We start from the raw sequence: 24,304 nt of genomic DNA on the forward strand, positions 1-24,304 counted from the left end.
AGCAGGCGGACCGTCAGGCCTCGTCCTGGAAGATGGCTTCGATGGGCTGGCCGAAGAGACGGGCGATCCTGAACGCCAGCGGCAAGCTGGGGTCGTACTTGCCCGTCTCGAGGGCGTTGATGGTCTGGCGGGAAACCTCGAGCCGGTCGGCCAAATCGGCCTGGCTCCAGTCCCGCTCGGCGCGGAGAACTTTCAGGCGGTTCTTCATTGGTACCGCCTCCGGATCAGGGGTTGGCTGAACCCCCAGGCCAGGCAGAACAGCGGGAAGACCAGGAACAGCGGCGGAGCGGGTGCGACGTTGGCGTTGCTGAGGAAGCCCCAGACAGTGGTCACCGCCAGAACGACGCCCAGGCCCCAGATCATCGCCTCGACATGCACGGCGCGCTCGAACTCGTCGGGCTCTTCCCGGAGATAGAGACCCATCACGACCAACACCCCGAGGATCGGAATGGCCGGAGCGGCGGCGACGCCCCACAGCAGCGGCCCCGACAGGTCCATGTGGCGCAGAAGCCAGAGCGACCCCATCAGCACCAGGCAATAGCTCATCAGAGCGATCGCCAGCCGTCGCCGATAGCGTTGCATCACCGGACCGATCCGCCCCGCCTTCAGCTTGGCCGTGCCGAAGAAGACATAGGCTAGGTAGACGACGAACCAGACGAATACGGCGATCGGAAAAGCAACGCCCCTCACCACATGCGTGAAGGCCAGGGCGAAGGGGACGGCCGACAGCGCGACCGCGCCGGTGGCGAACAAGGCCCATTTCGTCCAGGTGGGTTTCTCCTGGGTCATAGGACAGTCTCCTCTGAGGGTCGGATCAGCGCTGACGCAGCCACCAGCCGGCCCAGACCAGGCCGTAGCCGATCATTTGCGCGGTCGTCAGCGACAGGACGCCGAACATCACCCACCCGGAGGGGGACCGCTCGCCCATCCAAGCGACTAGGCGAGCGTCCCCAACCAGAAAGGCCAGGGCCAGGACGACCAGCATCGCCACGGAGCCGCCCCACAGCCACGCGAACTTGTGCGCCTCGCGGGCGGCCTCATCGATGTTGCGCCAGTAGACAACGCTCGCGATGCCCAGCAACGGCGCAAAGATGGCGAAAGCGATCCCGAACATCGTGGGCGAAACGCCTCCGCCGATATCGTTCAGCAACTGGTAGCCCGCGCCGCAGATGGCGCCCAAGATGCAGCAACCGACCAGCGCGCGCTGAGCGTTTGTTTGGCGGCGCGCCTGGCGTCCGGAGTGTTCGTTCATCGTCGCAACTTCCTGTTGGATGTGACGGCTAGAGGGCGGCCAAGGCTTCGACGGCGCCGTCATCGTCGGCTTTCGTCGGCGGCGCGGGCGTACGATCCCGGAAGACGAACAGCACGACCGCGGCGAGCACCGCCAGGCCCACGCCGACGCCGGCCGCCAGGATCGGGCCGCCCATGTCGCGCGCGGCGCAGACGGCCGTCACGATGGCGCCGGAACTGGCGGCCATGCCCAAGGCGAGCCTATCCGTTCGGCTGACGCCAACCCGATGCGCGACCTTCTTCATGACAAGCCTCCTCGTCGAAATGACAAGGACGTTTGTCATAGATAGCCAACGCCGTGTCAAGCTATCTTGTCATTTTGTCATGCACGCCAGACCAAATGACGGATCTACTTGATTTTTTCAGGCGGCTCTCTGGTCCACGAAGGGGTCACGTTCGGCCGGATCGCCCATCACGCCCCGCCAGTGCACCGCCTCCAGGCGCTTGGCGGCCAGGGCCCGCCCCCAAACGTCCGGACGCGGGCGGCTGAGCACTTCCCAGCCATAGCGCGAGAAACGGTCACCGAAATCGGACCAGCGGATGACGCGCCCCCGGGCGTCCTGTCGCCAGATCGCCTTGTCGCAGCCGGGGATCCGCGCGCAGCGCTCCCAGGCCTCCACGCGACCCTGAAGGATCAGGAACGGATCTTGAGCATGACGGGCCAAAAGGGGTCTCCGTGATCTTCCGCCGCCTCCGCGACCGGCGACTCAGAAGATCACCGCCCGCGAGGACGAGACCAGGATTTGTGCAACGGCACGCACTGTCCACTAGATGTAGTGCGGCGCGTTGCCGCGCGACCAGCCTGCGACAGGTCGCCCTTCCCCCTAGGACCAGACCTTGAAGTGCTTCGACAGCTTCAGGCCCTGCCGCTGGTAGTGCGAACCGCCTTCGCCATACAGCCGCGCCGGACGCGCCGTCAGGGGCTCGTAGACAAGCCTCGCGACCGTCTGGCCGTCTTCCAGCAGGAAGGGGGTCTCATGGCTGCGGACCTCGAGCACGCCCTTCGAGCCGCGCGCCAGCGCCTCCTCGGTGCCGAAACCCGGATCGAAGAAGCCGGCGTAGTGGACGCGGAACTCGCCGACCGACGGATCGATCGGCGTCATCTCGGCCGCTTCGAGCACCGGGATCTCGATGTCGTCCTTGCTGGCCAGGATGTAGAACTCGCCCGGATCCAACAGCAACTCGCCGTGGCGCGCCTCCAGAGGCTCCCAGAAATCGCGCGGGTCGTGGCCGTCTTCGTGGTCGAGATCGACGACACCGGCGTGACGGCGGCCCCGGAAACCGACAATGCCAGAGGTCAGGTCGACGCCGACGCTGCGGATCGACAGCTTGGCCGGCTCGCCGCGCTTAAGGCGCAGCTGGTTCAGACGCGTTCCGGCGCGCACCAGCACCGAGAACGTCTGCGGCGCGATCTCCAGATAGAGCGGCCCCTCGTAGCCGGCGTCGACATCGTCGAAGGCGCGGCTGTGGTCGGTCAGCAGGCGCACGAACACGTCCACGCGTCCGGTCGAGCTCTTGGGATTGCCCCGCGCCGAGACGTTGCCCGGCAGCGCCAGGCGCTCCTGAATCTCGGCGATGTAGACGCAGCCCTTCTCCAACACCGCACCCTGGGTCAGGTCCAGCTCGTGCATCGCAACATCTTTGAGGCGCTCGGGCACGCGACGGTGAAGGCCGGGCAGGAACGAGGCGCGGACACGCCAGGCGCGCGCGCCCAGACGCAGATCCAGGCTGGCGGGTTGCACCTGATCGGCGTCGAACGGCGTGGCTGAGGTGATCGCCTCCTCGGCGATCAGATCCTCGATCGTTTGGCAGGGCAGAATCCCTGCGGCGTGTGCGTCGGTCATCGGCGCGACACTCGCCAAACCGGGCCGCAAAGGCAAGGCTCGGACGCAATGAGACAATCGACAGGCGAAGCGTGACAATTCTTCGCCGGCCAAGGCGGTGTTGTGGCTTGACCCAGCGTCCCCTCCCCCTCCTTATGCCGGCGTTTTACGCGTAGGAGGCAAGGCGGTGGCCGAAGATCCGAAAGACTGGGATGTCGCGACGAAATTGATCCGAGGCGGGATCGCGCGCTCGCAGTTCATGGAGACGGCCGAGGCGCTCTACCTGACGCAAGGCTTCACCTACGACAGCGCCGAGGGCGCCGACCGCCGCTTCTCGGGCGAAGAGCCCGGCTTCGTCTATTCGCGGTTCAACAATCCGACCGTGAAGATGTTCGAGGATCGCCTGGCGCTGCTGGAAGGCGCCGAGGTCTGCCGGGCGCAGGCGACGGGCATGGCCTCGATCCATGCCGCGCTGATGGGCCTGGTTCACGCCGGCGACCACGTCGTGGCCGGCCGGGCCCTGTTCGGCTCGTGCCGCTGGATCGTCGCCGAGTGGCTGCCGCGCTTCGGCGTCGAGACCACCTTCGTCGACGCCACGGACCTGAAGGCCTGGGAGGCGGCGATCCGCCCGAACACCAAGGCCGTGCTGATCGAGACGCCCTCGAACCCGGTGCTGGAGATCACCGACATCCGCGGCGTGTCCGAACTGGCCCACGCGGTCGGCGCCAAGGTCATCGTCGACAACGTCTTCGCCACGCCGATCTTCCAGCAGCCGCTGAAGCTGGGCGCCGATGTCGTGGTCTATTCGGCGACCAAGCATATCGACGGCCAAGGCCGCGTGCTGGGCGGAGCCATCCTGACCAGCGAGGCGATCAACGAGGAGTTCTATCGCGACAGCCTGCGCCACACGGGCCCGTCGCTGTCGCCGTTCAACGCGTGGGTGTTGCTGAAGGGCCTCGAAACCCTGGACCTGCGGGTGCGCCGCCAGACCGACAGCGCCCTGGCCCTGTCCAACACGATCGCCGAGCACAAGAAGGTTCAACGGGTCCTCTACCCTTTCCGCCCCGACCACCCGGGCCACAACGTCGCCAAGTCGCAGATGAGCGGCGGCGGCACGGTGGTCGCGATGGACCTCGGTTCGCGCGAGGCGGCCTTCAAGTTCCTGAACGCGCTGGAGATCGTCGACATCTCCAACAACCTGGGCGACGCCAAGTCGATGGCGACCCACCCGCCGACCACCACCCACCGCTCGGTGCCCGAAGAGGAACGCCCGCTGCTGGGCGTGACCGAAGGCGGCGTGCGCCTGTCCGTGGGCCTGGAAAGCCTGGCCGACCTGACGCGAGACGTGACCCGTGCGCTCGATCAGGCGTGAAACCTCTCCGCCGATGCAGCGGATGCGCCGGCGTCGCGGCCACGCCGCGGCGAGCTATGAGGCGCGCACGCGCGACATCGTCGTGCGGGTCTTCCCGACCTATGCGGCCGAGGAATCCTCGCCCGAAGACGGCGTCTACCTGTGGTCCTACACGGTGGAGATCGAAAACCACGGCGCCGAGACGGTCACCCTGGTCTCGCGTCGCTGGACCATCACCGACGGCCTGAACCGCGTGAACGACGTCGAGGGCTCGGGCGTGGTCGGCGAACAGCCGGAGCTGAAGCCCCGCGAGGCCTTCCGCTATGTCTCCAACTGCCCCCTGCCCACGCCGTCCGGCGCGATGCGCGGCAGCTACCAGATGGTGACCGAGGGGGGCGAGCTGTTCGACGCCGAGATCCCCGAATTCTCGCTGCACCTGCCGGGCGCCTCGCTGAAAGTGAACTGAGGCCGGAAGCGCTGAACTTCCGGCCCCGCCTCACCCCGCCTCACCCCGCCGTCGGCGGGTCCAGCTTGTAGACGCGCGAGCAGTATTCGCAGGTCACGTGGATCTTGCCGTCCGGCTCGATCATCTCCTCGACCTCCTCGGCGGAGAACGAGTCCATCACCACGCCGATTCGATCCTCGGAGCAGCGGCAGAAGGCGCGCAGTGGCTTTTCGTCGAGCAGGCGCACGCCGTCCTCGTTGAACAGGCGCCACAGCAAGGTCGGGGTCGTGACGGTCGGGTCGATGAGCTCGTCCTCGCCCGTGGTCTCGAACAGCGCCGTGACGTGCCGCCAGGCGTCCTGGGTGTCGCCGCGCGCCTGGTCGCCCGCGATGACCTGGATCAGGATGCCGCCGGCGCGCCATTGAGGGCCCTCGCCCGTATCGACCTGGCCCACGGCCAGACGGATGCGGGTCGGGGTCTGTTCCGACTGGGCGAAATACTGCTCGGCGCACAGGGCCAGCGTCTCGCCCTCGATCGGCGTCACGCCCTGGTAGCGGTCCATGTCCGAACCCTGATCCAGGGTCATGATGAAGACGCCCCCGCCCAGCAGGGTCTTGGCGCCGGGACGCGTGAAACCTTCGGAAGCGGCGGCGACCTCTTCCGGATCGAACCGGCAATAGCCGCGCAGGCCGCCCGAGGTGTCGTAATCCACCACTACGTAGCGCACCGGGCCATCGCCCTGGGCCTGGATGATCAGACGCCCTTCGAACTTCAGGCTGGAGCCCACGAGGGCCGCGAGCGCGCAGGCCTCGCCCAGCAGGTTGGCCACGGGCTCGGGATAGGCGTGGCGCGTCAGCACCTCGTCGACGGCCTGGCCCAGCCGAACGACGCGGCCGCGCACGGGCAGTCCTTCGATCTGGAACGCGGAAACGACGTCGTCGAGGACGCCCGGAGTGGAAGCGATGTCGGTCATGGGGCGGTTAAATAAGGGGTCTTTCGGAAATTGCGAGCCTGGGCGCGCGCGACGGCGTGACCCGATCCGAGGAAAGCGACCTCCTGCCGCATTGCTACGCTTGCGGAGTCGGCGCACCAATACGGGGCCGTCGCTCTTTGCCCATACGCGCCGGCGCAGTCGGCCAGCGCATTCCAACCGGGCGCTGGCCGGCGCCCTACCCTAAAATCAGCCGATCGCGCCGAACGCCCAGGCCAGCACAGACTTCTGGGCGTGGATGCGGTTTTCGGCCTCATCCCAGACCAGCGAGCGCGGTCCGTCCATGACCTCGTCCGTGACCTCCTCGCCCCGGTGAGCCGGCAGGCAGTGCAGGAACACGCCGTCGCCCTTGGCGAGATCCATCAGCTTGTCGTCGACCTGATAGGGCTCCAGCGCCGCCAGACGCTCGTGGTGGTCGGTGTCTCCCATCGAGACCCAGGTGTCGGCCACCACCACGTCGGCGCCGCGGACGGCCTCCTTCGGGTCGGTCGTCATGCTGACCCGGCCCTGCAGGCCCTCCCCGCCCGCGCCAAGTCGTGCAGATCGGGGTGATAGACCGTCGGGCAGGCGATCTTCAGCGTGAAGCCCAACAGCGGCGCGGCGTGGATGAAGCTGGAGCAGACGTTATTGCCGTCGCCGACCCAGGCGATCGTCTTGCCGCCGATGTCGCCGCGATGCTCCTCGATCGTGAGGATGTCGGCCATGATCTGGCAGGGATGGCTCTTGTCGGTCAGGCCGTTGATCACCGGCACGGTCGAGACCTGGGCGAAGCGCTCGACGTCGGCGTGGCTGTTGGCGCGGATCATCACCGCGTCCACCATCCGCGACAGCACCTTGGCGGTGTCCTCGATCGTCTCGCCGCGACCCAGCTGCATGTCCGCCGAGGTCGAGATGATCGCCGAGCCGCCCAGTTGACGCATGGCGGCGTCGAACGAGAAGCGGGTGCGGGTCGAGTTCTTCTGGAAGATCATCGACAGCACGCGGTCCTTGGCCGGCGCGTCGGCGTCCACCTTGCCCTGCGGCCAGCCCTTGCGGGCGGTCTTGCGGGCCTTGGCGTCCTCGAGCAGCAGGCGCAGCGTCGGGCCGTCCAGCTTCCACAGGTCGATGAAGTGGCGGGGGGCGGTCATGGGCCAAATCCCTCACGCCCGCTCCGGCAAGCCGAAGCGGGCGATCTCAAAGGTTCAGAGTTGTCAGGCGGAAGCCTTGGCGCGAGCGGCCTCGCAAGCCTTTTCGAGCTTGGCGATGGCTTCGCGGGCTTCCTCGATGGTCAGGTTCAGCGGCGGCAGCAGGCGCACGCAGTTGTCGCCGCCACCGGCGACCAGCAGGTGCTCGTCGCGCGCCAGGACCATGAACTCGCGGTTGTTCGGGATCAGCTTGATCCCGATCAGCAGGCCCTTGCCGCGGATGTCGACGATGACGTCCGGGAAGCGATCCTTCAGACCGTTCAGCTGCTGGGTCAGGAAGCCGGCGACGGCGTTGACGTTGTCCAGCGTCTCGGGCGAGTTGATCAGGTCGAAGGCCGCCTTGCCGACGGCCATGGCCAGCGGGTTGCCGCCGAAGGTCGAGCCGTGGGCCGCCACGGTCATGCCCTTGGCCGCCTCGGTGGTGGCCAGGCACGCGCCGACCGGGAAGCCGCCGCCCAGGGCCTTGGCCACCGCCATGATGTGCGGCTCGCCGCCTTCCGCCCACTCATAGGCGAAGAGCTTGCCGGTGCGGCCCATGCCGCATTGGACCTCGTCATAGATCAGCAGCACGCCGTGCTCGTCGCACAGCTGGCGCAGGCCCTTCAGGCACTGGGTCGGGATCGAGCGCGCGCCGCCCTCGCCCTGCACCGGCTCGACGATGATCGCCGCCGTGGTCGGGCTGGCGATCGCGGCCTTGATGGCCTCGTGGTCGCCGAACGTCAGTTGGCTGTAGCCCGGCAGGCGCGGACCGAAGCCGTCGACATAGCTGGGATTGCCCGAGGCGTTGACCGCGGCGTAGGTGCGGCCATGGAACGAGCCGTCGAAGCCGTAGATGTCGATCCGCTCGGGCTGGCCGTTGGCCGAGTGGTACTTGCGGGCCGTCTTCAGCGCGCACTCGACGGCTTCCGTGCCCGAGTTGGTGAAGAACACCACGTCGGCGAAGGTCGACGCGCAGATGGCGTCGGCCAGGGCTTCCTGCTCGGGGATCCGATAGATGTTCGAGACGTGCCAGAGCTTTTCGGCCTGTTCCTTCAGGACGTCGACCAGCACGGGGTGGGCGTGACCCAGGCCGTTGGTGGCGATGCCCGCCACGCAGTCCAGGTATTCGCCGCCGTCGGTCGAGAACAGGCGCGCGCCTCGGCCTCGCTCGAACGCCAGCGGGGCGCGGTTGTAGACGCCCATGATGTGCTGTTGCGAGGAGTTGGACGAAGACGCGGTGCTCAAGAGACCGACCTCCCTAAAAGGAAAGAAGCCCCCGCGCCTTAAGCACGGGGACCGGAAGGCCGCAGGTTGTCGCTTTGGAACGCGGTTGTGTCAATCAACGGACGATGAAAAGGCCCTGAAATACGGGCAAAATCTCGGGGTTTGTCCCGAGGGTCACACCTCTTCCGGCTGGGGAGCGGCGAACATCTTTCCCGCGACTTCCGGCCGGTAGAACGCATGGTACCGCTCGCTGCCCTCGGGCGGCAGGACTTCGACCAGGAAACGGTTGTCGATCCACAGCTCGACGAGGTCGAAGGCTCCGCCGCGATCGCAATGAACCGCACGCCAGCGACGTTGGGCGCCGATCGCCATGATGTCCTCGACCGACAGCTTGGTGGTGATGGCGACGTGGAAGCCGCTGGCGTCCTGCGCCGCGCCGTCCTGGCGGATCTGGGTCTCCCACGGCATCACGAACGGACCGTCCGAGGCGCGACCGTCGGGTTAGCCCCGTCCGGGATGATGGGCGGCGGCGGCGGGCATGACCTCGACGCCGAGACCCGAACCGTCACGGGCGATGGCGACCCAGGCGCCCTCCACGACCGGAAACGGCATGACCTCGCCGTCGATGATGCGACCGAAGATCTCGGCCGTGGCTTGGGGATCGTCGGCGGGAAGGGAGATGTGAGCGATCATGGCGGTCAGCTTTCCGGCTGGAACGGGCTTGCGGTGAACTGGGCGAAGGGATCGGGGGCGATGGACGCCGCGCCCCGGGACTTGAGGTCGGCCAGGAGGACTTCGGTCGCCCAGCCCAGGGCGTCGGCGGCGGGCTGGCCGGTGAGGTTCCATTGCTCGCGCAGCGAAAGCCACGAGTAGGCCGAATAGAGCAGCTGCAGCACGGCCGCGGCCTTGGCCTGCTCGCCTTCGGGCAGAGCCGGCCCGGCCTGGGCCACCACGGCCAGGAAGGCTTCCCGGCGCTCGGGATCCAGGCTGGCCCGCGCCGCGCGCCCTTGCGGCGTCGTCACCCGCGCGACGATCTGGGCCGGACTGGCGTCAAAACTGGCGATCAGCGGCCCGATCTTGGCCTGCAGGTCGGCCGGGCTTTCCGGCATGCCCACCCGCACCCCGTCCTTTCGGTTCAGGTGCTCCCATAACCCCTTCAGCAGGAGTTCGCGGCTGGGGAAGTGGCGATAGACCGTCACCTCGGTGACCTGAGCCCGCTCGGCCACCGCGCGATTGGTCGGAGCCTGACCGTCCCCCTCCTCCACCAGCGCCGCCATGGCGGCGAGGATGCGCTCGCGGGTGGCTTCGGCTTGGTCGCGACGGAGCGCGGAGTTGTATGATCGAACTGACGACATGATGTAATCATGTATTACATCAATTTGAGCGGCACAACACGAAAAAGCCCCGGACCTTTCGGGCCGGGGCTTGGAGGGACTGTCGGTGCGTGGCGGGCGTCAGCTTTTCAGCCGGTACCCCGTCACGAACAGGCGCCAGCACCACAGGAACAGCGCCACGGTCAGCAGGCCCGTGGAGACCACCCCGATGGCGATCGAGCCGTCGGCGTGACCGATGAAGCCGTAGCGGAAGCCGTCGATCAGATAGAAGAACGGGTTGAAATGGCTGGCCGAACGGAAGGGCTCGGGCAGCTTGTCGACCAGGTAGAAAGTGCCCGACAGGAAGGTCATCGGCATGATCAGGAAGTTGGTCACCGCCGCCAGTTGGTCGAACTTCTCCGCCCACAGGCCCGCCGCCACGCCCGCCAGACCCAGGATCAGCGAAGCGACAGCGCCGAAATAGACCACCGCCCACAGGTGAGAGACCGACAGCCCCGCGCCGGGCAGCACGCCGACAACGAGCGCCGTCACCGCGCCCCGACCACGACCCCACGCGTCGCCGCCCCGAGGGCGAAGGCCGAGACCTGCTCCAGCGCAGACAGCGGCGGCGTCAGGAAGTCCGGCGTCAGGCCCATCATCTTGGCCTGGATCAGCGACGACGAGGAATTGGCGAAGGCGTTGTTCAGGATGGCCATCATGATCAGCCCCGGCGCCACGAAATGCCCGAAGGTCACGCCGCCGACGGCCGGCCGGCTGGCGCCCACGGCCACGACGAAAACCAGCATGTAGAGCAACGTGGTGACCACCGGCGCGGCCACCGTCTGGGTGCCGACCTTCCAGAACCGGCGGATTTCGCGCTGATAGAGGGTGAAGAAGCCGCTCCAGTTCCAGCCGTGATAATCGCGCGGCTGCGGCGGAATGACGCTCTCGGCGGTGTCTCTCATGCGCTCAACCCGTTGTTCTGCTTGGCCATGTGCGCCCTCGCCCCCCTTTTCGCAAGCTCGGGCTTGCGTGAATCAACATCTTGTTTCTGTGGACAGAGTCGTTGGCGCCCATTGTGTGTTTTAATGCATTCTTTACGATTAGTAGTAGGACGACCGCCGGCGGGGCGGTTTGATCACCAGATATGGGGTGACGGGCGTGGGGACGCCCTCTCCCCATTCTAGATGGCGGAGACGGGTTATGAGCTGGACCGACGAACGGGTCTCGACCTTGAAGAAGCTGTGGCTGGACGGACTGTCGGCCAGTCAGATCGCCAAGCAATTGGGCGGCGTTACGCGCAACGCCGTCATCGGCAAGGTTCACCGTCTCGGCCTGTCGGGCCGCGCCGCGCCTTCGCAACCCGCGCGTCCGGCCTTCAAGGCCCCGCGCCCGGCGCGTCCGGCCGCTCAGGCCATGCCCTCGGCGCCGCGCCGCGTGACGCCGATCGAGGCGCCGTCGCTGCCCGTGGCCGCCACGCCCGCGCCGCTGCCGGCCTTCCGTCACGAAGAGCCGGGCTCGGCCACCGTGCTGACCCTGGGCGCCCACATGTGCAAGTGGCCGATCGGCGATCCGTCGTCGGAAGGCTTCACCTTCTGCGGCCGTCGCTCTTCGGAAGGCGCGCCCTACTGCGTCGAACATGCTCGCGTGGCCTACCAGCCGCAGCAAACCAAGAAGAAGGGCGGCGCCACCGAGCTCGCCCGCTCGCTTCGCCGCTACATCTAAGAAGAACAAAAGTCTCTCAGAGCGGCGGATCCCGGACAGCCCGACGGCTGTCCGGGATTTTCCATTTCCGGGGGAGGCTCTAGATAGGAGCCATGACGGACCTCGCGCCGAACGATTCCAACGCCCCGCCCTATTCGGTCTCCGAACTGGCCTTCGCCCTGAAGCGGACGCTGGAGGACCGCTACGGCTTCGTGCGACTGCGCGGCGAACTCAGCAAGGTCACCCACCACTCCAACGGCCACGTCTATCTGACCATCAAGGACGACAAGGCCGCGATCGACGGCGTCGTCTGGAAGGGCAATGTCCGGGGCCTGGGGGTGCGGCCCGAGCATGGGCTCGAGGTGATCGTCACCGGCAAGATCACCACCTACCCGGCCGGCTCTCGCTACCAGATCGTCATCGACAGCATGGAGGCGGCCGGCGTTGGCGCCCTGCTGGCTCAGCTGGAGCGCCTGAAGGCCAAGCTGGCCGCCGAGGGCCTCTTCGCCCCCGAGCGTAAACGCCCCCTGCCCTCGATGCCCGCCGTGGTCGGCGTGATCACCAGCCCGACCGGCGCGGTGATCCGCGACATCCTGCATCGCATCCGTGACCGCTGGCCCTGCCAGGTCCTGGTCTGGCCTGTGGTCGTCCAAGGCGACGCCGCGGCCGCCCAGGTCAGCGCGGCGGTCCGAGGCTTCAACGCCATCCAGCCCGGCGGCCCCGTGCCGCGTCCCGACATCCTGATCGTCGCCCGGGGCGGCGGCTCGGTCGAGGACCTGTGGGCCTTCAACGACGAAGCCCTCGCCCGGACGGTGGCCGAGAGCGCCATTCCGTTGATCTCGGCGGTCGGCCACGAGACCGACACCACGCTGATCGACTTCGTCTCCGACCGCCGCGCGCCGACCCCGACCGCCGCCGCCGAGATGGCGACGCCGGTGCTTGGCGAGTTGCGCGCCCTGATCTCGGACTTCGATCGCCGTCTCAGCCGCTGCGGCGCGCGGACGATCGAAGAGCGCCGCACCCGCCTGACCAGCGCCGCGCGCGGCCTGCCCCGCCCGAACGACCTGCTGGCCCTAGCCCAGCAGCGCTTCGATATGGCCTCGGGCCGGCTGGACGCGGCGCTGCATCGAAACACCGCCGTGCACGCCCAGGACCTGCTGAAGGTCACCGCGCGCCTGACGCCTGACGCCCTGCGCCGCCAGCACGCCGCCAAGGCTGACCGCGTCGCCGACCTGGGCCGCCGCCTGAACGCCTGCGGGACCCGCTCGGTCGAGCGCGTCCGGGATCACGCCCGCCTGCCGCTGCTCTGGACGCGTCTCGGCTCCGCGGCGGAACGCCGCCTGACCCGAGCCGAGGATCAGCTGACCAACCTGGACAAGCTGCGCCTGTCGCTGAACCCGCGACGACCGCTGGAGCTGGGCTTCGCGCTGGTGCGGAAGGCGGACGGGACGATCATCCGCTCGGCGGGCGCGTTGGCGCTCGGCGACCACGTGGCCCTGCAATTCGCCGATGGCGAACGTGAAGCGGTGATCGGCAATGAAGCCCCGCCGTCCGCCTCGACGCCTTCCGCATCGACGCCGCCCCGCCCCTCGCCGCCGCGCCCCAAGCCCGCTCCGTCCTCGACTGAGCAGGGCGATCTGTTCTGAGACGCCGCTTTGGCGTAGAGTATTGACCATGAACGCTTTCGATCGTGATCTCGGCAAGTCCGACGGCCTGGCCGTCCTGCACTATGGCGACGGCGAGTACGCCGTGCTCTCGCCTGGCCGCTTCGTGCTGTGCGCCATCACAAACGCGAAGATTCCGCTGGATGCGCTGCGCTATTGGAGCCCCGAGCACCAGGAAGCGTACGCCAGCGCGGCCGAGGCCCTGAAACGCTGGCAGGGCTGAGCGGCCCTCGACTCCGCCACATCGAACGGATCGCCCGAACGGGGCTTGATCCGGCGACTTCGCGCCTCACCGCCCGGCCCTCGCGGCGAGTTCCCGTTATTCGTGTCTAGCTTGAGTTTAAATCATTCGTTAGCAATGCCGACCCTGTCGGAACGGTAGGTCGCAGGGGAGCGACCCTGGTCCGATGGTCCCCGCGAGATCCTTGAGGAGGCGGCTCCCGCATGTCTGCGGCCCTTGAAAAGCTGCGCTTTCTGCTGGTGGACGACAACCAGCACATTCGCGCGATCGTTTCGACGATCCTCAAGGGCGTAGGCGTGCGTCAAATCCGCGAGGCGATGGACGGCGCCGAGGCGTTGCAGGTGCTGCGCGACTGGCGCCCGGACATCGCGATCGTCGATTTCAAGATGAGCCCGCTGGACGGCGTGCAGTTCACCCAGCTCGTGCGCAACGCCCACGACAGCGTCGATCCGTTCCTGCCGATCATCATGCTGACAGGTTTCGCCGAACGTCACCGCGTGTTCGAGGCTCGCGACTCCGGGGTCACCGAGATCGTGGTCAAGCCGGTCACCGCCCGGTCGCTGCTGGACCGGATCAACACGGTGATCTTTCACCCGAGGCCGTTCATTCGCTCGCCCGACTATTTCGGCCCCTGTCGGCGACGCCGGAACGATCCGTCACACAAGGGCCCCTTCCGCCGGGCCGGCGAGGCGGACTCTCCCGAACCGGCCAGCGACACGATCGAAATCTAGGTCGAAGACGCGGCGTCCCGCTCCCGTTCGGCCAGGGCGGCGTAGACCTCGTTCGGCCAGCGACGGTGGACCCAGAACCATTCGGCCGGTCTCTCGCGGATGCGGTCTTCCATGAAGGCGTTGATCATCCGCACGCCCGCCTCGATATCGGCCGTGCGATCGCCGGTCTTGGGCGGGACGATGGGTTCGTGCACCACCGCCCGGAAACGCGCGCCCTTCAGCCGCTGCACCGACATCGGCTGCAGAACCGTGCCGAAGCGGATCGCCAGGCGCGTCGGCCCCGGCGCGGTGCGGGCGTCGTGGCCGAAGAACGGGGCGGCCACGCCGCTATTGAACTTCTGGTCGTTCATCAGGGCCACAGACCGCCCTTCCTTCATGCCTTCCAGCAGCTCGCGCGCGCCATCGCCGCCCTTCGGCGCGAACAGACGCACGCCATAGCGGAAGCGGCTGTCCTTGATGCGCTTGTCGACATAGGGGTTGTTGGCGGCGCGATAAGTCATCTCGCAGACCACGCCGCTGTCGACGATCGCCGCGGGCATGACCTCCCAGTTCGACAGGTGGCCCGAGACGAAGACGACCGGGATCTTGTCGCGGGCGATCTGCTCCAGGCGCTCCTTGCCGATCACCTCGACCCGGCCCGTCGAGGGCAGGATCTTGTCCATCAGCGGGAACTCGGCGAACGAGCGGCCCAGGCCCTCCCACTGCTCGTCCAGGATCCGGGCGTGCCAGGCGGCGTCCTTTTCGGGGAAGGCGAGCTTCAGATTGCGCGCGGCGACCTTGTGCGCGCCGCTGATCGGCCCGAACGTCTTGCCCAGCCAGCCGCCGAAGTCGGAGGCGCGATCCACGCCCATCAGGCGCACGGCGCCGATGAAGAGGTCGAAGCCCAGGGCCTCCAACCGCCACAACAGATCCTGCACCCAGGGCTGACGCTTATCAGACATGCGCCCTTAGTAGGCTTGGCCGGGCGCTTCGCGCAACGGCACGCGACTTGCGGCTGCCGGGGCATCTCGTTCTGTTTCGGGACGGGAGAAGGTTAAGGGGGCAAGAAGTTCCATGGGTAACGACATCGACGTCCACCTGGGCAAGCGCCTGCGTCGGCGTCGCCGTCTGCTGGGCCTGACGCAACAGCAGCTGGCCGAAGTGGTCGGCGTGCGGTTCCAACAGATCCAGAAGTACGAGTGCGGCGCCAACCGCATCTCCGCCGCGCGTCTCTGGCAACTGGCCGAGGCGCTGGAGGTGCCAGTCGGCTACTTCTACGACGGCCTGTCGGAGGTCCGCCGCGAGGCGGCGGGCGAAATCGCCGAAAGCGGCGAGATGTTCGCGCGCAAGGAGACGCAGGACCTGGTCCGCGCCTACTATCTGCTCGGCGAGCGCCCGCGCCGTCGCCTGCTGGACCTGGCGAAGTCGCTGCACGGCGGCGAACTGGCGGAGGCCTGAGCGACCGGCGCAACCGATACGCGCGGAAAGGCGTGGCGCGCCGGCGGCTGGAAAGCTAAACCCGCGCGCATGACCCTATCCGCTGATCGGCTCGCCGCGCTCGACGCCTTCGTCATCGACCTGAACAAGGCCTCCGCGGCCGCGATCTTGCCGCTCTTCCGGGCGGATCACGGTCTGGAGGACAAGGGCGCGGGCAAGAACCTGCCGCGGGACACCCACGCCGCCTTCGATCCGGTGACCGAGGCTGATCGCGGCGCCGAGGCGGCGATTCGGGCGCTGATCGCCGAGCGCTATCCCGAGCACGGCGTGATCGGCGAGGAGTACGGCGAGGATCGCCCCGACGCTGAGTTCGTCTGGGTGCTCGACCCGATCGACGGCACCCGCGCCTTCATCTCGGGCCTGCCGTTGTGGACCACCCTGATCGGCCTGCGCCACCAGGGCCGGCCCGTGCTGGGCTCGATCGGCCAGCCCTTCACCGAAGAGCTGTTCATCGGCCACGCGGGCGGCGCGCGCCTGATCGCGCGCGGCGAAAGCACGCCCATCCGCGTCCGCGAGTGCTCGAACCTGAACGACGCGGTGATCGCCACCACCGATCCCGACGCCTGTTTCGACGGCGCCGAGCGTGGGGCGTGGCTGCAGGTGCGCGCGGCGTCCAAGCTGGCGCGCCTGGGCTGCGACGCCTACGCCTACGCCATGGTGGCCATGGGCAAGATGGACATGGTCATCGAGGCGGGCCTCAAGTCCTGGGACATCGAGGCCGCCATCCCGCTGGTGGAAGCCGCCGGCGGCGTCGTCACCAACTGGCGCGGCGAGGCGATCGGCCCGAATGGCGGTCAGATGGTGATCTCGGGCGACCGTCGCCCGCTGGACGAGGCCTTGGTGAGCCTCAAGCGCTCGGCGAAATAGGCGCGACCGGGTCCACGGTCTCGTCGAACGCCTTCCAGAAAATCGCGCGCCGCGGATCGGTCTCGATCAGGATCTCGTGGAACGCGCCCTCGACCTCGCCATAGCGACCGCGCGGCAGCCGCTCGGCGATCGTTTTCAGGGCGGGGTTGAGCACGCGGTCGTCCAGCTCGGCGGCGACGATCGTGACAGGGATCTCCAGGCCTTCCACGGAGCCGGGGCGACGGAGCCACGCGCAGGCGGACACCGCGAAATCCAGCCAGCCCCACGTCACGCCCCCCAGAGCGATCCGCGGATCCGCCTTGAGCTGCGCCCTGTAGCGATCGTGGCGCGCGCGGTCGTGGGTCAGCTTGTCGGCTTCGAAGGTCTGGGTCAGCGGATCATACGCGCCGCCGTTGACGTACTGTCCGGCGAAACCGAGCCGGGAAAGCGTCCAGGACAGCGCGGTCGTCGCCCAGGGCGGAACGCCGCCCGTGTTGATCCCCAGCATCGGCGCCGACAGCACGCAGGCCGAGAAGCGGCCCTCCCCTTTGGCCAGCGCCAGCAGGGTGAGACAACCGCCCATGGAGTGTCCCATGGCGATCCAGGGCTTGGGCAATCGAGCCTCGAACGTGTCGAGCAGCGCCTTGTAGTCGTTCAGAAAGGGCTGGTAGCCCCGCGCGTGGCCTTTCAGCCGATCCGGCAGGTCGCGCGCCGAGAGCCCCTGCCCTCGCCAGTCGTGCGCCAGCACGGCGAAGCCGCGCGCCAGGAGGTCTTCGATGACCTCGAAATACTTCTCGATCGGCTCGGTGCGACCGGGGCTGAGCACCACCGTTCCGCGCGCCGAACCGGCCGGAAAAAACGTCGCGGCGCGGAGGGTTGTCCCCTCCGCGCCGCGGAACCATTCGGCCCCAAAACTACCTGGGCCGTGATCGGGAACCGGGGCCTCGGGGACCGAGACCAGATAGGCCGGTTCCATTGTCAGGCTCAGCGCATCTTCGAGAACAGAGCGCCCATCTTGGGCTGCAGGGCCATGGCCACGCCCATGTCCGACAGCTTCAGCTTGCCGGTCATGACCGCCATGGTCGGATCCAGCTTGCCTTCGCCGATAGCCAGCAGGTCGTCGAGCGCCAGCGTCATGGTCAGGTCGGCCGGCTTGTCCTCGTTCGTCACCGAGCCGCCATCGATGTGGATGACGCCCGCATCCTTCAGGTCGAACTTCAGGCTCTTGCCCAGGCCGCTGTCGTCGCCGACGGCGGTTTTGATGCGATCGGTGATTTCCTGAATGGTGGCCATGAGCGCGATCTCCCTTGCGCGAAATGATGTTGCGGATAGCTAGACCGGGCCGCCCAGACGAGTAAACACCGTTCAGACAGCGCAGGCCCTTATTTCTTGCCGCTGTAGAAGGCGACCGTACTTGGCGTTTTTGTCAACTTTACCCGTACGGCGCCCTTGAAGTCGCCGGGTCGGAAATAGGGACCGGCGGCGACGCTCGGCAGCGGCGCGGTGCGGCCGTCGTTGAAGACGACAAGACCCCCGCTGGCCTTCTCGAAAAGGATTCCGCTCATCTTCGGCGCGGCGAAGGCCAGGACGCCGCCGGCCTTGCCCATGACCACGTTGGCTTCGGCGACCGTGGCGGACAGCTCTCCGACGTCGTACTCGCCGGCCGGCTTTAGCTGCGGGGCGAAGTTGACCGCGCTGCCCATCTTCCAGTCGGCCGGCACGTCGAAGACGATCTGTGGGTCGCCCTGCAGTTGGGCGAGACTGGGCAGGCGCTCGAAATAGCCGTCGGCGTTGATCGGCAACGGTGTCCGCGCCCCGCTCCGCTCGACCAGCGTCGCCTTGATGTTCGCCGCCGCCGGCTTGCCGTCGTGGCGGATCGCGTAGCTCAACTTGACCCGCGACCGCTCAGACGGCGGCAGCTTCAGGAACTTGTCGAGAAACATCATGACCCGACTGGCCGGCGCGGCCTTCTCGGCGAGCGCTGGCGTGGCGGCGGCGACCAGAGCGACGCCGAGCATCAGGACCAGCGCGCGCCTCACGCCGGCTTCACGAACTTCAAGGTCATGCGATCGCTCTCCCCGATCGCGTCGTACTTGGCATGGTCGAAGCCTGGCTCCGCCGGCTCGCCGCGCGGCGCCGACAACCGCGTGGGCGGCAGCGTCCATACGCCGAAGGGGTGGTCCTTGGTGTCCTTGGGGTTGGCGTTGATCTCGCTGGTCGCGGCCAGCACGAAGCCCGCTTCCTTGGCCATCTGGATCACGTAGTCCTGCTGGACATAGCCGTCGGCGGCCAGAACGTCCTGCACGCGGCCCGACTGCCCGCGATGCTCCTCGACCCCCAGGACCCCGCCCGGCTTCAGCGCCGCCAGGGCGTCCTTGAAGGCCTTCTCGGCGACGCCGCCGGCCATCCAGTTGTGCAGGTTGCGCAGGAAAAGCACGAGGTCTGCGCTGCCCGCCGGCGCCACGGGGCCGCTTGTCGGACCGAAGGCGGTGAAGGTCACGTCGCCATAGATCTTCTTCGCGCTCGTGACCTTGCGCCGATAGGCCTCGACGATCTCGGCGGCCGCCGGATCGGCCGGGTTGTTGGTCTCCAGCAGGGCTTCGTAGAGGTGGCCCTTGGTGTCGGCCAGGAAGGGGGCGAGGATGTCGGTGTACCACCCCGCCCCCGGCCAGAACTCGACGACGGTCTGGCCGGGCGCGAGGCCCCAGAACTTCAGGGTCTCGATGGGGTGACGCCAACGATCGCGGGCGCGATCGGCGGCGAGCCGCCAGCCGCCGGCGACCGTCGCCTCGAGGCTCTTCGGACGCGCCTTCTCGGCGGGCGCGGCCTCATCCTTGGCCTTGCCGCACCCGGCGAGGCCAAAAGCGCCCGCGCCGGCCAGGACGCTCCTGCGCGACCACTGCTGGATAGACCCCATCACGCCCCCATGTACGCGTACGCTACGATGGCCGTAGCGTGACCGCCGACCTTGGCCAAAGTCAGGCCGGCTTGCGGAAGCGCAGGGTCATGCGGTCGCTTTCGCCGATCGCATCGTACTTCGACCGGTCGAAGTTGGGGTCCGCCGGCTGGCCGCCGGGCGCCGTGCGCTTTACGGGCGGCAGGGTCCAGACGCCGAACGGGTGGTCCTTGGTGTCCTTGGGGTTGGCGTTGATTTCCGACTGGGCGTCCAGCTTGAAGCCGGCCTTCTCGGCGATGGCGATCACCGTGGCCGTGTTCAGATAGCCGTCGGCGCCCGCGTCCTTCTCCGAACGCGGATCGGCGCGGTGATCCTCGACCGCCAGGAAGCCGCCCGGCTTCAGCACCGCGAAGAAGTCGGCGAACACCTTGTCGGCCATGCCGGGCGCGCCGGTCCAGTTGTGGACGTTGCGGGCGGTGAGGACGAGGTCGGCCGATCCCGGCGCGCCCAGGGGACCCGAGGCCGCGCCGAAATTGACGAACAGCGGCTTGCCGTACTTGGCGGCGTCGGAGAAGCGGGCCTCGAAGTCGGCGCGACCCTTGCGCGCGCCTTCCGACAGCTTGGGATTGGAAAGGTCGGCGACGCCGGCGACATAGGTCCCGCCGGTGGCCTTGGCGTAGGGCGCCAGGATCTCGGTCCAATAGCCGCCGCCCGGCGAAATCTCGATCACCGTCTGCTTGGGCTTCAGACCCCAGAAGGTCAGGCTCTCATAGGGGTGACGCGCGCCGTCGCGGGCCACGTCGCCGGCTGGACGGGTGGGCGATGCGATCGCGGCCTTGAGCGCCTGATCGGTCGCGGCGAAGGCGGCGGGAGCGGCGAGGCTGACGGCGGCGGCCAGCAGCAGGACGTGACGACGAAGCGGCATGGGGGAAGTGTCCTTCGGCGAGGGGTTGGGCGGCGACCTTAGCCGGGGCGCGCGACACGTCAAAGGATTCGCGTTCGATGAAACGGCGCCCCTTGAACCGAAAAATCGGCGCACCAACTACTTTCACGAAGGCGCTGGACATCCGGGCCTTCCGGACCGCTGGCGACGCCAATTTCGGGTCGCCGAAGGGACGCACACTCAAAGACCTTGCTTGATAAGAAGGATCTGACCCTATGCGTACGATCGACCTTTCGCCCCTGTACCGCTCGCTCGTCGGTTTTGACCGCCTCGCCGCCCAGTTGGACGCCGCGGCCCGCACGGAAGCCAGCTCGGGCTATCCCCCCTACAATATCGAACGCACCGGCGAGAACGACTACCGCATCGAGATCGCGGTGGCCGGCTTCAAGCCGGAAGAGCTGAACGTCGAGGTGAAGGAAAACCTGCTGACCGTCACCGGCCGCAAGCCGGCCAACGACGACGCCAAGCAGTACCTGCACCGCGGGCTCGCCGAACGGAATTTCGAGCGCAAGTTCCAGCTGACCGACTACCTGGTGGTGGTCGACGCCGAGCTGTCGAACGGCCTGCTGTCCGTCTCGTTGAAGCGTGAACTGCCCGAGGCCCTGAAGCCCCGGACCGTGGAGATCAAAGCCAGCGCTTCGCCGCTGATCGAAGGTGAAAAGGCCGCCTAAGCGCCCTTCTCCCAAGTCTCCCCCACACCCCTCTGAACTTGGGCGGCGCAGTGATGCGCCGCCTTTTTCATGTCCGTCTTCAGTCCGGCATGGAGAGGTCGAGACCTTCGACCTGGCTGAGATCCGCGCCGCGCAGGCGCGCCTTGGCCATGCGCGCACCGGTCAGGTCGGCTCCGCGCAAATCCGCGCCGTCCAGCACGGCGCCCGCGAGATCGGCGGCTTGCGCCTGCGCATAGCGCAGCCGAGCGCCCTCCATGTTGACCAGGGCCTGGCGCTCGGGGCCGAGGGGAAGCGGCGACAGGGAAGCCTGGCGCAGATCGGCCTTGGTCAGGTTCGCGCCCGTCAGCTTGGCGCCGCGCAGGTCGGCCCCCTGCAGATTGGCGCCGCGCAGGTCGGCGTTCTGCAGATTGGCGCCCTGCAGGTGGGCGTTCGACAGATCCAGCCCGACCATGCAGGCGGCTCGCGCGCTCATCGCCGTCAGCCGCAACCCGCGCAGCCGGTCGCCGAGCGGTCGCAGGTCTTCGCCGTCGAGCCGCGCGACCGCGCCCTGCTTGCCGCCGGTCTTGCACCAGAGTTGGTTGGCCAAACAGGCTTGGTGCAACTCATCGGCCTTGGCGATGGCCGCGGGGGTCGGGGCGCCGAGCACGCCGACCAGGGCCGAGCGTTGGACCTTCGCGGTCGAGGTGTCGACACCGGCCATCACGGCGCCGGCGAAATTCACGCCTTCGAAATTGGCGCCGTTGACGTCCGCGCCGTCCAGGATCGCGCCGGCCAGGTTGGCGTCTTTCAGGTTCGCGCCCGAGAGCTTGGCGCCGCGCAGGGAGCAATCACTGAAGTCGGCCTTGAAGGCCGATACGCCGCTGAACTCGGAGCCATCCAGGGTCGCGCCGGAGAAGTTGACCTCGTCGACCTCGCCTCGCCGGGTCTCCTGCCTCAGGATCTCGGCGCCGTTGCGCGGGTGCGGAATGGCGACCTGGCCTTCGCGAAAGTCGGCCTGGGTGAGATCGGCTTGCGCCAGATTGGCGCCGCGCAGGCAGGCGCCGCGCAGATCGGCGCGCACCAGCGAAGCCTGGCGCATATCGGACTTGCGCAGGTCGCAGCCGAACAGATTGGCGCGGTCCAGCTTGGTGCGCACCATCCGGCAGTCGTCCAGAATCGAGGCGGAAAGGTCTGCGTCGGTCAGATTTCGGAACGACAGATCAAGGCCCGACAACTGCACGAAGCGAAGGGAGGCGCGACGGCCACCCGGCTTGCCGGTAACGAATTTCTCGTGCGCCGTTACGATCATGTCGAGCTCGGCCTGGCTCAGGCGACGACGCCCGGCCACGCTTGGCGCGGCGTTCATAACGATGGTCCCTATGGTGGTCTCTATGAATTGGCGAGACCCTATCGAGACGGGGACAGCGAACAGTTAAGCTCGCGACGAATTGTCGCGTTTTTTTTCGACGGCCTCTTAGATCACGTCGTCGAGGCCGCGCGCGCCCAGCCGGATCGCGCCGGTCACATCGACATCGCGCATCTGGGCGCCGGTGAAATTGGCGCGCGAGAGGTCGGCGCCGGCCATTCGCGCTTGGCGCAGATCGGCTCGGGCGAAATCCGCATTGGCGAGGATCGCGCCGGTCATGTCGCAGGGCAGCACCCGATCGGCGGTGATCAGCAGCGGCCCCATCTGGGCGTCACGCAGGTCCGAGCCGGCCAGCTTCGCGCCCTTCAGGCGCGCGCCGCGCAGGTCCGCGCGCCGAAGATTGCAGGCCCGCAGGTCCGCGCCCTCCAGCTGGGCGCCCTGCATCTGCACGCCTTCCATGTCGAGGCCGTAGAAGACCGCGCCCTTCGCCGACAGGGCCGTCAGGTTGAAACCCCGAACCGACCGCAGATTGCGCAGGTCGGCCTTGTCGAAGACGGAAGGCTTGCCCTCGGCGCCGCCGGTTTCGATCCAGCGCGCATGGTCGGCGATCATCTGCTCGTAGGGCAGGTCCGCGACGTTGGTGCCCGCCGGCTTGTCGGTCAGGGCGCCTTCCATGTTCGTCTGGCTGACGTTCCAGGACATCGTCTTGGCGCCGACCAGCACGGTGTTGCGGAGGTCCGCGCCGGCCAGGTTCGCGCCCGAGAGATCCGCGCCCGCCAGGTTGGCGCCGTTGAAGTTGGCCTGCTTGAGGTTGGCCCGGATCAGCTTGGCGTCCTTCAGGATCGCGTCGCTGAAGTCGGCCTTGGTCGCGACGATGCCCGACAGGCGCGAGCGCTCCAGGTTCGCGCCGCTGAGGTTCGCCCCGATCGCATAGGCCTCGCGCTGGGTCAGCTCGATGACCTTGTAGCCTTCCTTGCGGTCGGCGGCGGCGATGGCCCCTTCACGCAGATCGGCCTCGAACATGTCCGCGCCGGTCAGATTCGCGCCGCGCAGGCTGGAGCCGCGCAGGTCCGCCCGGCGCAGCGAGGCGTCCGTCAGGTCCGCGCCCTGCAGGTCGGCGCCATAGAGGTTGGCGTTGTCGAGCTTGGTCTTGCGCAGGTCGCAGCCGACCATCATCGCACCGGTGAAGTCGGCGTCGCAGAGGTTTCGGCCCGTCAAGGACAGGCCGGACAGATCACAGAACGTAAAGACCGCCCGCGCCCCGCCCAGCTTCGCCGACCACAGGCGGTCGTGCTTGGCGCAGATGATGTCGAGATCATGCTGCGTCAGGCGCTTGTATTCTTGGGCTGTGGGCGCGTCGGCGCTCATGGGCGGCATGGGATCCTGAATGACGCGTCAACCCTGCGCAGAACAGGATTAACGCCGTCTTTCCAAGAGCTTCCGCGCTCCGTCAGCCAACCTGCGGCAGCGCCTCGGCCCGGCTCTCGTCCAGATAGCGCGCGCCGGTCGGCTTAAGCTGGGCGTCCAGCTCGATGACCAGCGGATTGCCCGTCGGAATTTCGACGCCGACGATCTTGTCGTCCGGCACCTGGAACAGGTGCTTGACGATGGCGCGCAGCGAATTGCCGTGCGCGGCGACCAACACGGTCTCGCCCGCCTTCAGGTGCGGAGCGATATCGCTTTCCCAGTAAGGCAGGACACGCACCAGGGTGGTGGCCAGGCTCTCGGTCGAAGGCAGGGTCGCGCCCTTGTAGCGGCGATCCTTGGCGAAGTCGTACTCGCCGCCCGGGGCCAGCTCCGGCGGCGGGATGTCGTAGGACCGGCGCCAGATCGTGACCTGCTCGACGCCGTGCTTCTCGGCGGTCTCGGCCTTGTTCAGCCCGGTGAGGCCGCCGTAGTGACGCTCGTTCAGGCGCCAGTCCTTGGTCACCGGCACGAAGCTCTGCTTGGCCGCGTCCAGCGCCAGGTTGCAGGTGCGGATGGCGCGGGTCTGGACCGAGGTAAACGCCTGGTCGATGTCGAGGCCGGCCTTGGCGATCAGCTCGCCGCCCTTGCGCGCCTGGGCTTCGCCCTCGGCCGTGAGGTCGACGTCGACCCAGCCGGTGAAGCGGTTTTCCAGGTTCCACTGGCTCTGGCCGTGGCGGAGCAGGACGAGGGTCGGCATCGGGCTTCCTTCAGAGTGGAGGC

Annotated in this window: 29 protein-coding genes and 2 pseudogenes; 9 read left to right on the top strand and 22 right to left on the bottom strand. The window is 67.8% G+C overall.

The window, feature by feature from the left end; translation table 11 throughout:
• Positions 1 to 13 precede the first annotated feature (13 nt).
• The 6 genes from CSEG_RS14450 to CSEG_RS14475 all read right to left on the bottom strand — a co-directional run bounded on the left by CSEG_RS14450 (position 14) and on the right by CSEG_RS14475 (position 3,134).
• The gene (locus CSEG_RS14450) at positions 14 to 208 is read right to left on the bottom strand and encodes a helix-turn-helix transcriptional regulator (RefSeq protein WP_013079981.1); all 195 of its coding nucleotides are present in this window, start codon (positions 206 to 208) and stop codon (positions 14 to 16) included.
• Entirely contained in the window at positions 205 to 789 is a 585-nt protein-coding gene (locus tag CSEG_RS21640) for a hypothetical protein (RefSeq protein ID WP_013079982.1), read from the bottom strand. Before CSEG_RS21640 ends, CSEG_RS14450 begins: the two co-directional genes overlap by 4 nt.
• Before the next feature lie 25 nt (positions 790 to 814).
• Positions 815 to 1,252, bottom strand: a complete 438-nt coding sequence (locus CSEG_RS14460) for a hypothetical protein (protein WP_013079983.1) — start codon at positions 1,250 to 1,252, stop codon at positions 815 to 817.
• Positions 1,253 to 1,280: 28 nt separating this feature from the next.
• Complete coding sequence (locus CSEG_RS14465; protein ID WP_013079984.1) at positions 1,281 to 1,535, bottom strand: hypothetical protein; 255 nt, start codon at positions 1,533 to 1,535, stop codon at positions 1,281 to 1,283.
• Between the two features lie 117 nt (positions 1,536 to 1,652).
• Positions 1,653 to 1,955, bottom strand: coding sequence for a hypothetical protein (locus tag CSEG_RS14470; protein WP_013079985.1), 303 nt, complete (start codon positions 1,953 to 1,955; stop codon positions 1,653 to 1,655).
• A 159-nt stretch (positions 1,956 to 2,114) separates the two neighbouring features.
• Positions 2,115 to 3,134 (bottom strand): 2'-deoxycytidine 5'-triphosphate deaminase, encoded by a 1,020-nt coding sequence (locus tag CSEG_RS14475; protein ID WP_013079986.1) that lies wholly within the window; start codon positions 3,132 to 3,134, stop codon positions 2,115 to 2,117.
• A gap of 166 nt (positions 3,135 to 3,300) precedes the next feature.
• Between CSEG_RS14475 and metZ the strand changes: the two genes are divergently transcribed.
• Both metZ and apaG read left to right on the top strand, forming a co-directional pair.
• On the top strand, positions 3,301 to 4,485 hold the full coding sequence (metZ, locus tag CSEG_RS14480; RefSeq protein ID WP_013079987.1) for an O-succinylhomoserine sulfhydrylase: 1,185 nt from the start codon (positions 3,301 to 3,303) through the stop codon (positions 4,483 to 4,485).
• On the top strand, positions 4,466 to 4,930 hold the full coding sequence (apaG, locus tag CSEG_RS14485) for a Co2+/Mg2+ efflux protein ApaG (protein ID WP_041538323.1): 465 nt from the start codon (positions 4,466 to 4,468) through the stop codon (positions 4,928 to 4,930). The genes metZ and apaG overlap by 20 nt, the downstream gene beginning before the upstream one ends.
• A gap of 40 nt (positions 4,931 to 4,970) precedes the next feature.
• On the opposite strand, the gene CSEG_RS14490 is transcribed toward apaG, so the two are convergent.
• From CSEG_RS14490 to CSEG_RS14520, 7 genes and pseudogenes are all read right to left on the bottom strand, one after another.
• On the bottom strand, positions 4,971 to 5,882 hold the full coding sequence (locus CSEG_RS14490; RefSeq protein ID WP_013079989.1) for an Hsp33 family molecular chaperone: 912 nt from the start codon (positions 5,880 to 5,882) through the stop codon (positions 4,971 to 4,973).
• Between the two features lie 207 nt (positions 5,883 to 6,089).
• Positions 6,090 to 7,027 (bottom strand): annotated as a pseudogene (gene argF / locus CSEG_RS14495) (ornithine carbamoyltransferase).
• A gap of 63 nt (positions 7,028 to 7,090) precedes the next feature.
• Complete coding sequence (locus CSEG_RS14500) at positions 7,091 to 8,308, bottom strand: aspartate aminotransferase family protein (protein ID WP_013079990.1); 1,218 nt, start codon at positions 8,306 to 8,308, stop codon at positions 7,091 to 7,093.
• Positions 8,309 to 8,461: 153 nt separating this feature from the next.
• The gene (locus tag CSEG_RS14505) at positions 8,462 to 8,755 is read right to left on the bottom strand and encodes a hypothetical protein (protein WP_053463767.1); all 294 of its coding nucleotides are present in this window, start codon (positions 8,753 to 8,755) and stop codon (positions 8,462 to 8,464) included.
• 33 nt (positions 8,756 to 8,788) lie between these two features.
• Positions 8,789 to 8,980 (bottom strand): hypothetical protein, encoded by a 192-nt coding sequence (locus CSEG_RS14510; protein WP_041538324.1) that lies wholly within the window; start codon positions 8,978 to 8,980, stop codon positions 8,789 to 8,791.
• A gap of 5 nt (positions 8,981 to 8,985) precedes the next feature.
• Positions 8,986 to 9,642 (bottom strand): TetR/AcrR family transcriptional regulator, encoded by a 657-nt coding sequence (locus CSEG_RS14515; protein ID WP_013079991.1) that lies wholly within the window; start codon positions 9,640 to 9,642, stop codon positions 8,986 to 8,988.
• 99 nt (positions 9,643 to 9,741) lie between these two features.
• Positions 9,742 to 10,565, bottom strand: a pseudogene (locus CSEG_RS14520) (ABC transporter permease).
• Between the two features lie 238 nt (positions 10,566 to 10,803).
• On the opposite strand from CSEG_RS14520, the gene gcrA reads away from it, so the two are divergent.
• The 4 genes from gcrA (at position 10,804) to CSEG_RS14540 (ending at position 13,940) form a co-directional block, all read left to right on the top strand.
• Positions 10,804 to 11,325, top strand: coding sequence for a cell cycle sigma 70 cofactor GcrA (gene gcrA / locus CSEG_RS14525; protein ID WP_013079992.1), 522 nt, complete (start codon positions 10,804 to 10,806; stop codon positions 11,323 to 11,325).
• A gap of 92 nt (positions 11,326 to 11,417) precedes the next feature.
• Complete coding sequence (gene xseA / locus CSEG_RS14530; protein WP_013079993.1) at positions 11,418 to 12,950, top strand: exodeoxyribonuclease VII large subunit; 1,533 nt, start codon at positions 11,418 to 11,420, stop codon at positions 12,948 to 12,950.
• 28 nt (positions 12,951 to 12,978) lie between these two features.
• A complete protein-coding gene (locus CSEG_RS14535; protein ID WP_013079994.1) occupies positions 12,979 to 13,191 on the top strand; it encodes a DUF2093 domain-containing protein in 213 nt (70 codons plus the stop codon).
• A gap of 221 nt (positions 13,192 to 13,412) precedes the next feature.
• A complete protein-coding gene (locus CSEG_RS14540; protein ID WP_013079995.1) occupies positions 13,413 to 13,940 on the top strand; it encodes a response regulator in 528 nt (175 codons plus the stop codon).
• Here CSEG_RS14540 and CSEG_RS14545 read toward each other — a convergent pair.
• A complete protein-coding gene (locus CSEG_RS14545; protein WP_013079996.1) occupies positions 13,937 to 14,881 on the bottom strand; it encodes a lysophospholipid acyltransferase family protein in 945 nt (314 codons plus the stop codon). The genes CSEG_RS14540 and CSEG_RS14545 overlap by 4 nt on opposite strands.
• Positions 14,882 to 14,993: 112 nt before the next feature.
• Between CSEG_RS14545 and CSEG_RS14550 the strand changes: the two genes are divergently transcribed.
• Both CSEG_RS14550 and hisN read left to right on the top strand, forming a co-directional pair.
• Positions 14,994 to 15,377, top strand: coding sequence for a helix-turn-helix domain-containing protein (locus CSEG_RS14550; RefSeq protein WP_013079997.1), 384 nt, complete (start codon positions 14,994 to 14,996; stop codon positions 15,375 to 15,377).
• A gap of 69 nt (positions 15,378 to 15,446) precedes the next feature.
• A complete protein-coding gene (gene hisN, locus CSEG_RS14555) occupies positions 15,447 to 16,283 on the top strand; it encodes a histidinol-phosphatase (protein WP_013079998.1) in 837 nt (278 codons plus the stop codon).
• Here the strand turns inward: hisN and CSEG_RS14560 are convergent.
• The 5 genes from CSEG_RS14560 to CSEG_RS14580 form a co-directional block, all read right to left on the bottom strand.
• Complete coding sequence (locus CSEG_RS14560; protein ID WP_013079999.1) at positions 16,264 to 17,238, bottom strand: alpha/beta fold hydrolase; 975 nt, start codon at positions 17,236 to 17,238, stop codon at positions 16,264 to 16,266. The two genes, hisN and CSEG_RS14560, sit on opposite strands and share 20 nt — an antisense overlap.
• 8 nt (positions 17,239 to 17,246) lie before the next feature.
• Entirely contained in the window at positions 17,247 to 17,555 is a 309-nt protein-coding gene (locus tag CSEG_RS14565; protein WP_013080000.1) for an SCP2 sterol-binding domain-containing protein, read from the bottom strand.
• A gap of 89 nt (positions 17,556 to 17,644) precedes the next feature.
• Positions 17,645 to 18,301, bottom strand: a complete 657-nt coding sequence (locus CSEG_RS14570) for a hypothetical protein (RefSeq protein ID WP_013080001.1) — start codon at positions 18,299 to 18,301, stop codon at positions 17,645 to 17,647.
• Positions 18,298 to 19,179 carry a class I SAM-dependent methyltransferase gene (locus CSEG_RS14575; protein WP_013080002.1) on the bottom strand — a complete coding sequence of 294 codons (882 nt, stop codon included), beginning with the start codon at positions 19,177 to 19,179 and terminating at the stop codon, positions 18,298 to 18,300. Before CSEG_RS14575 ends, CSEG_RS14570 begins: the two co-directional genes overlap by 4 nt.
• A gap of 61 nt (positions 19,180 to 19,240) precedes the next feature.
• Positions 19,241 to 20,083 carry a class I SAM-dependent methyltransferase gene (locus CSEG_RS14580; protein ID WP_013080003.1) on the bottom strand — a complete coding sequence of 281 codons (843 nt, stop codon included), beginning with the start codon at positions 20,081 to 20,083 and terminating at the stop codon, positions 19,241 to 19,243.
• Between the two features lie 233 nt (positions 20,084 to 20,316).
• On the opposite strand from CSEG_RS14580, the gene CSEG_RS14585 reads away from it, so the two are divergent.
• Entirely contained in the window at positions 20,317 to 20,772 is a 456-nt protein-coding gene (locus CSEG_RS14585; protein ID WP_013080004.1) for an Hsp20 family protein, read from the top strand.
• A gap of 79 nt (positions 20,773 to 20,851) precedes the next feature.
• On the opposite strand, the gene CSEG_RS14590 is transcribed toward CSEG_RS14585, so the two are convergent.
• The 3 genes from CSEG_RS14590 to gpmA all read right to left on the bottom strand — a co-directional run bounded on the left by CSEG_RS14590 (position 20,852) and on the right by gpmA (position 24,281).
• On the bottom strand, positions 20,852 to 22,117 hold the full coding sequence (locus CSEG_RS14590; RefSeq protein ID WP_013080005.1) for a pentapeptide repeat-containing protein: 1,266 nt from the start codon (positions 22,115 to 22,117) through the stop codon (positions 20,852 to 20,854).
• Positions 22,118 to 22,225: 108 nt separating this feature from the next.
• Positions 22,226 to 23,485, bottom strand: coding sequence for a pentapeptide repeat-containing protein (locus CSEG_RS14595; protein WP_041538325.1), 1,260 nt, complete (start codon positions 23,483 to 23,485; stop codon positions 22,226 to 22,228).
• An 82-nt stretch (positions 23,486 to 23,567) separates the two neighbouring features.
• Positions 23,568 to 24,281, bottom strand: a complete 714-nt coding sequence (gene gpmA / locus CSEG_RS14600) for a 2,3-diphosphoglycerate-dependent phosphoglycerate mutase (RefSeq protein WP_013080007.1) — start codon at positions 24,279 to 24,281, stop codon at positions 23,568 to 23,570.
• Positions 24,282 to 24,304: the final 23 nt, after the last annotated feature.

It is taken from the genome of Caulobacter segnis ATCC 21756, assembly GCF_000092285.1.
GTDB lineage: Bacteria > Pseudomonadota > Alphaproteobacteria > Caulobacterales > Caulobacteraceae > Caulobacter > Caulobacter segnis.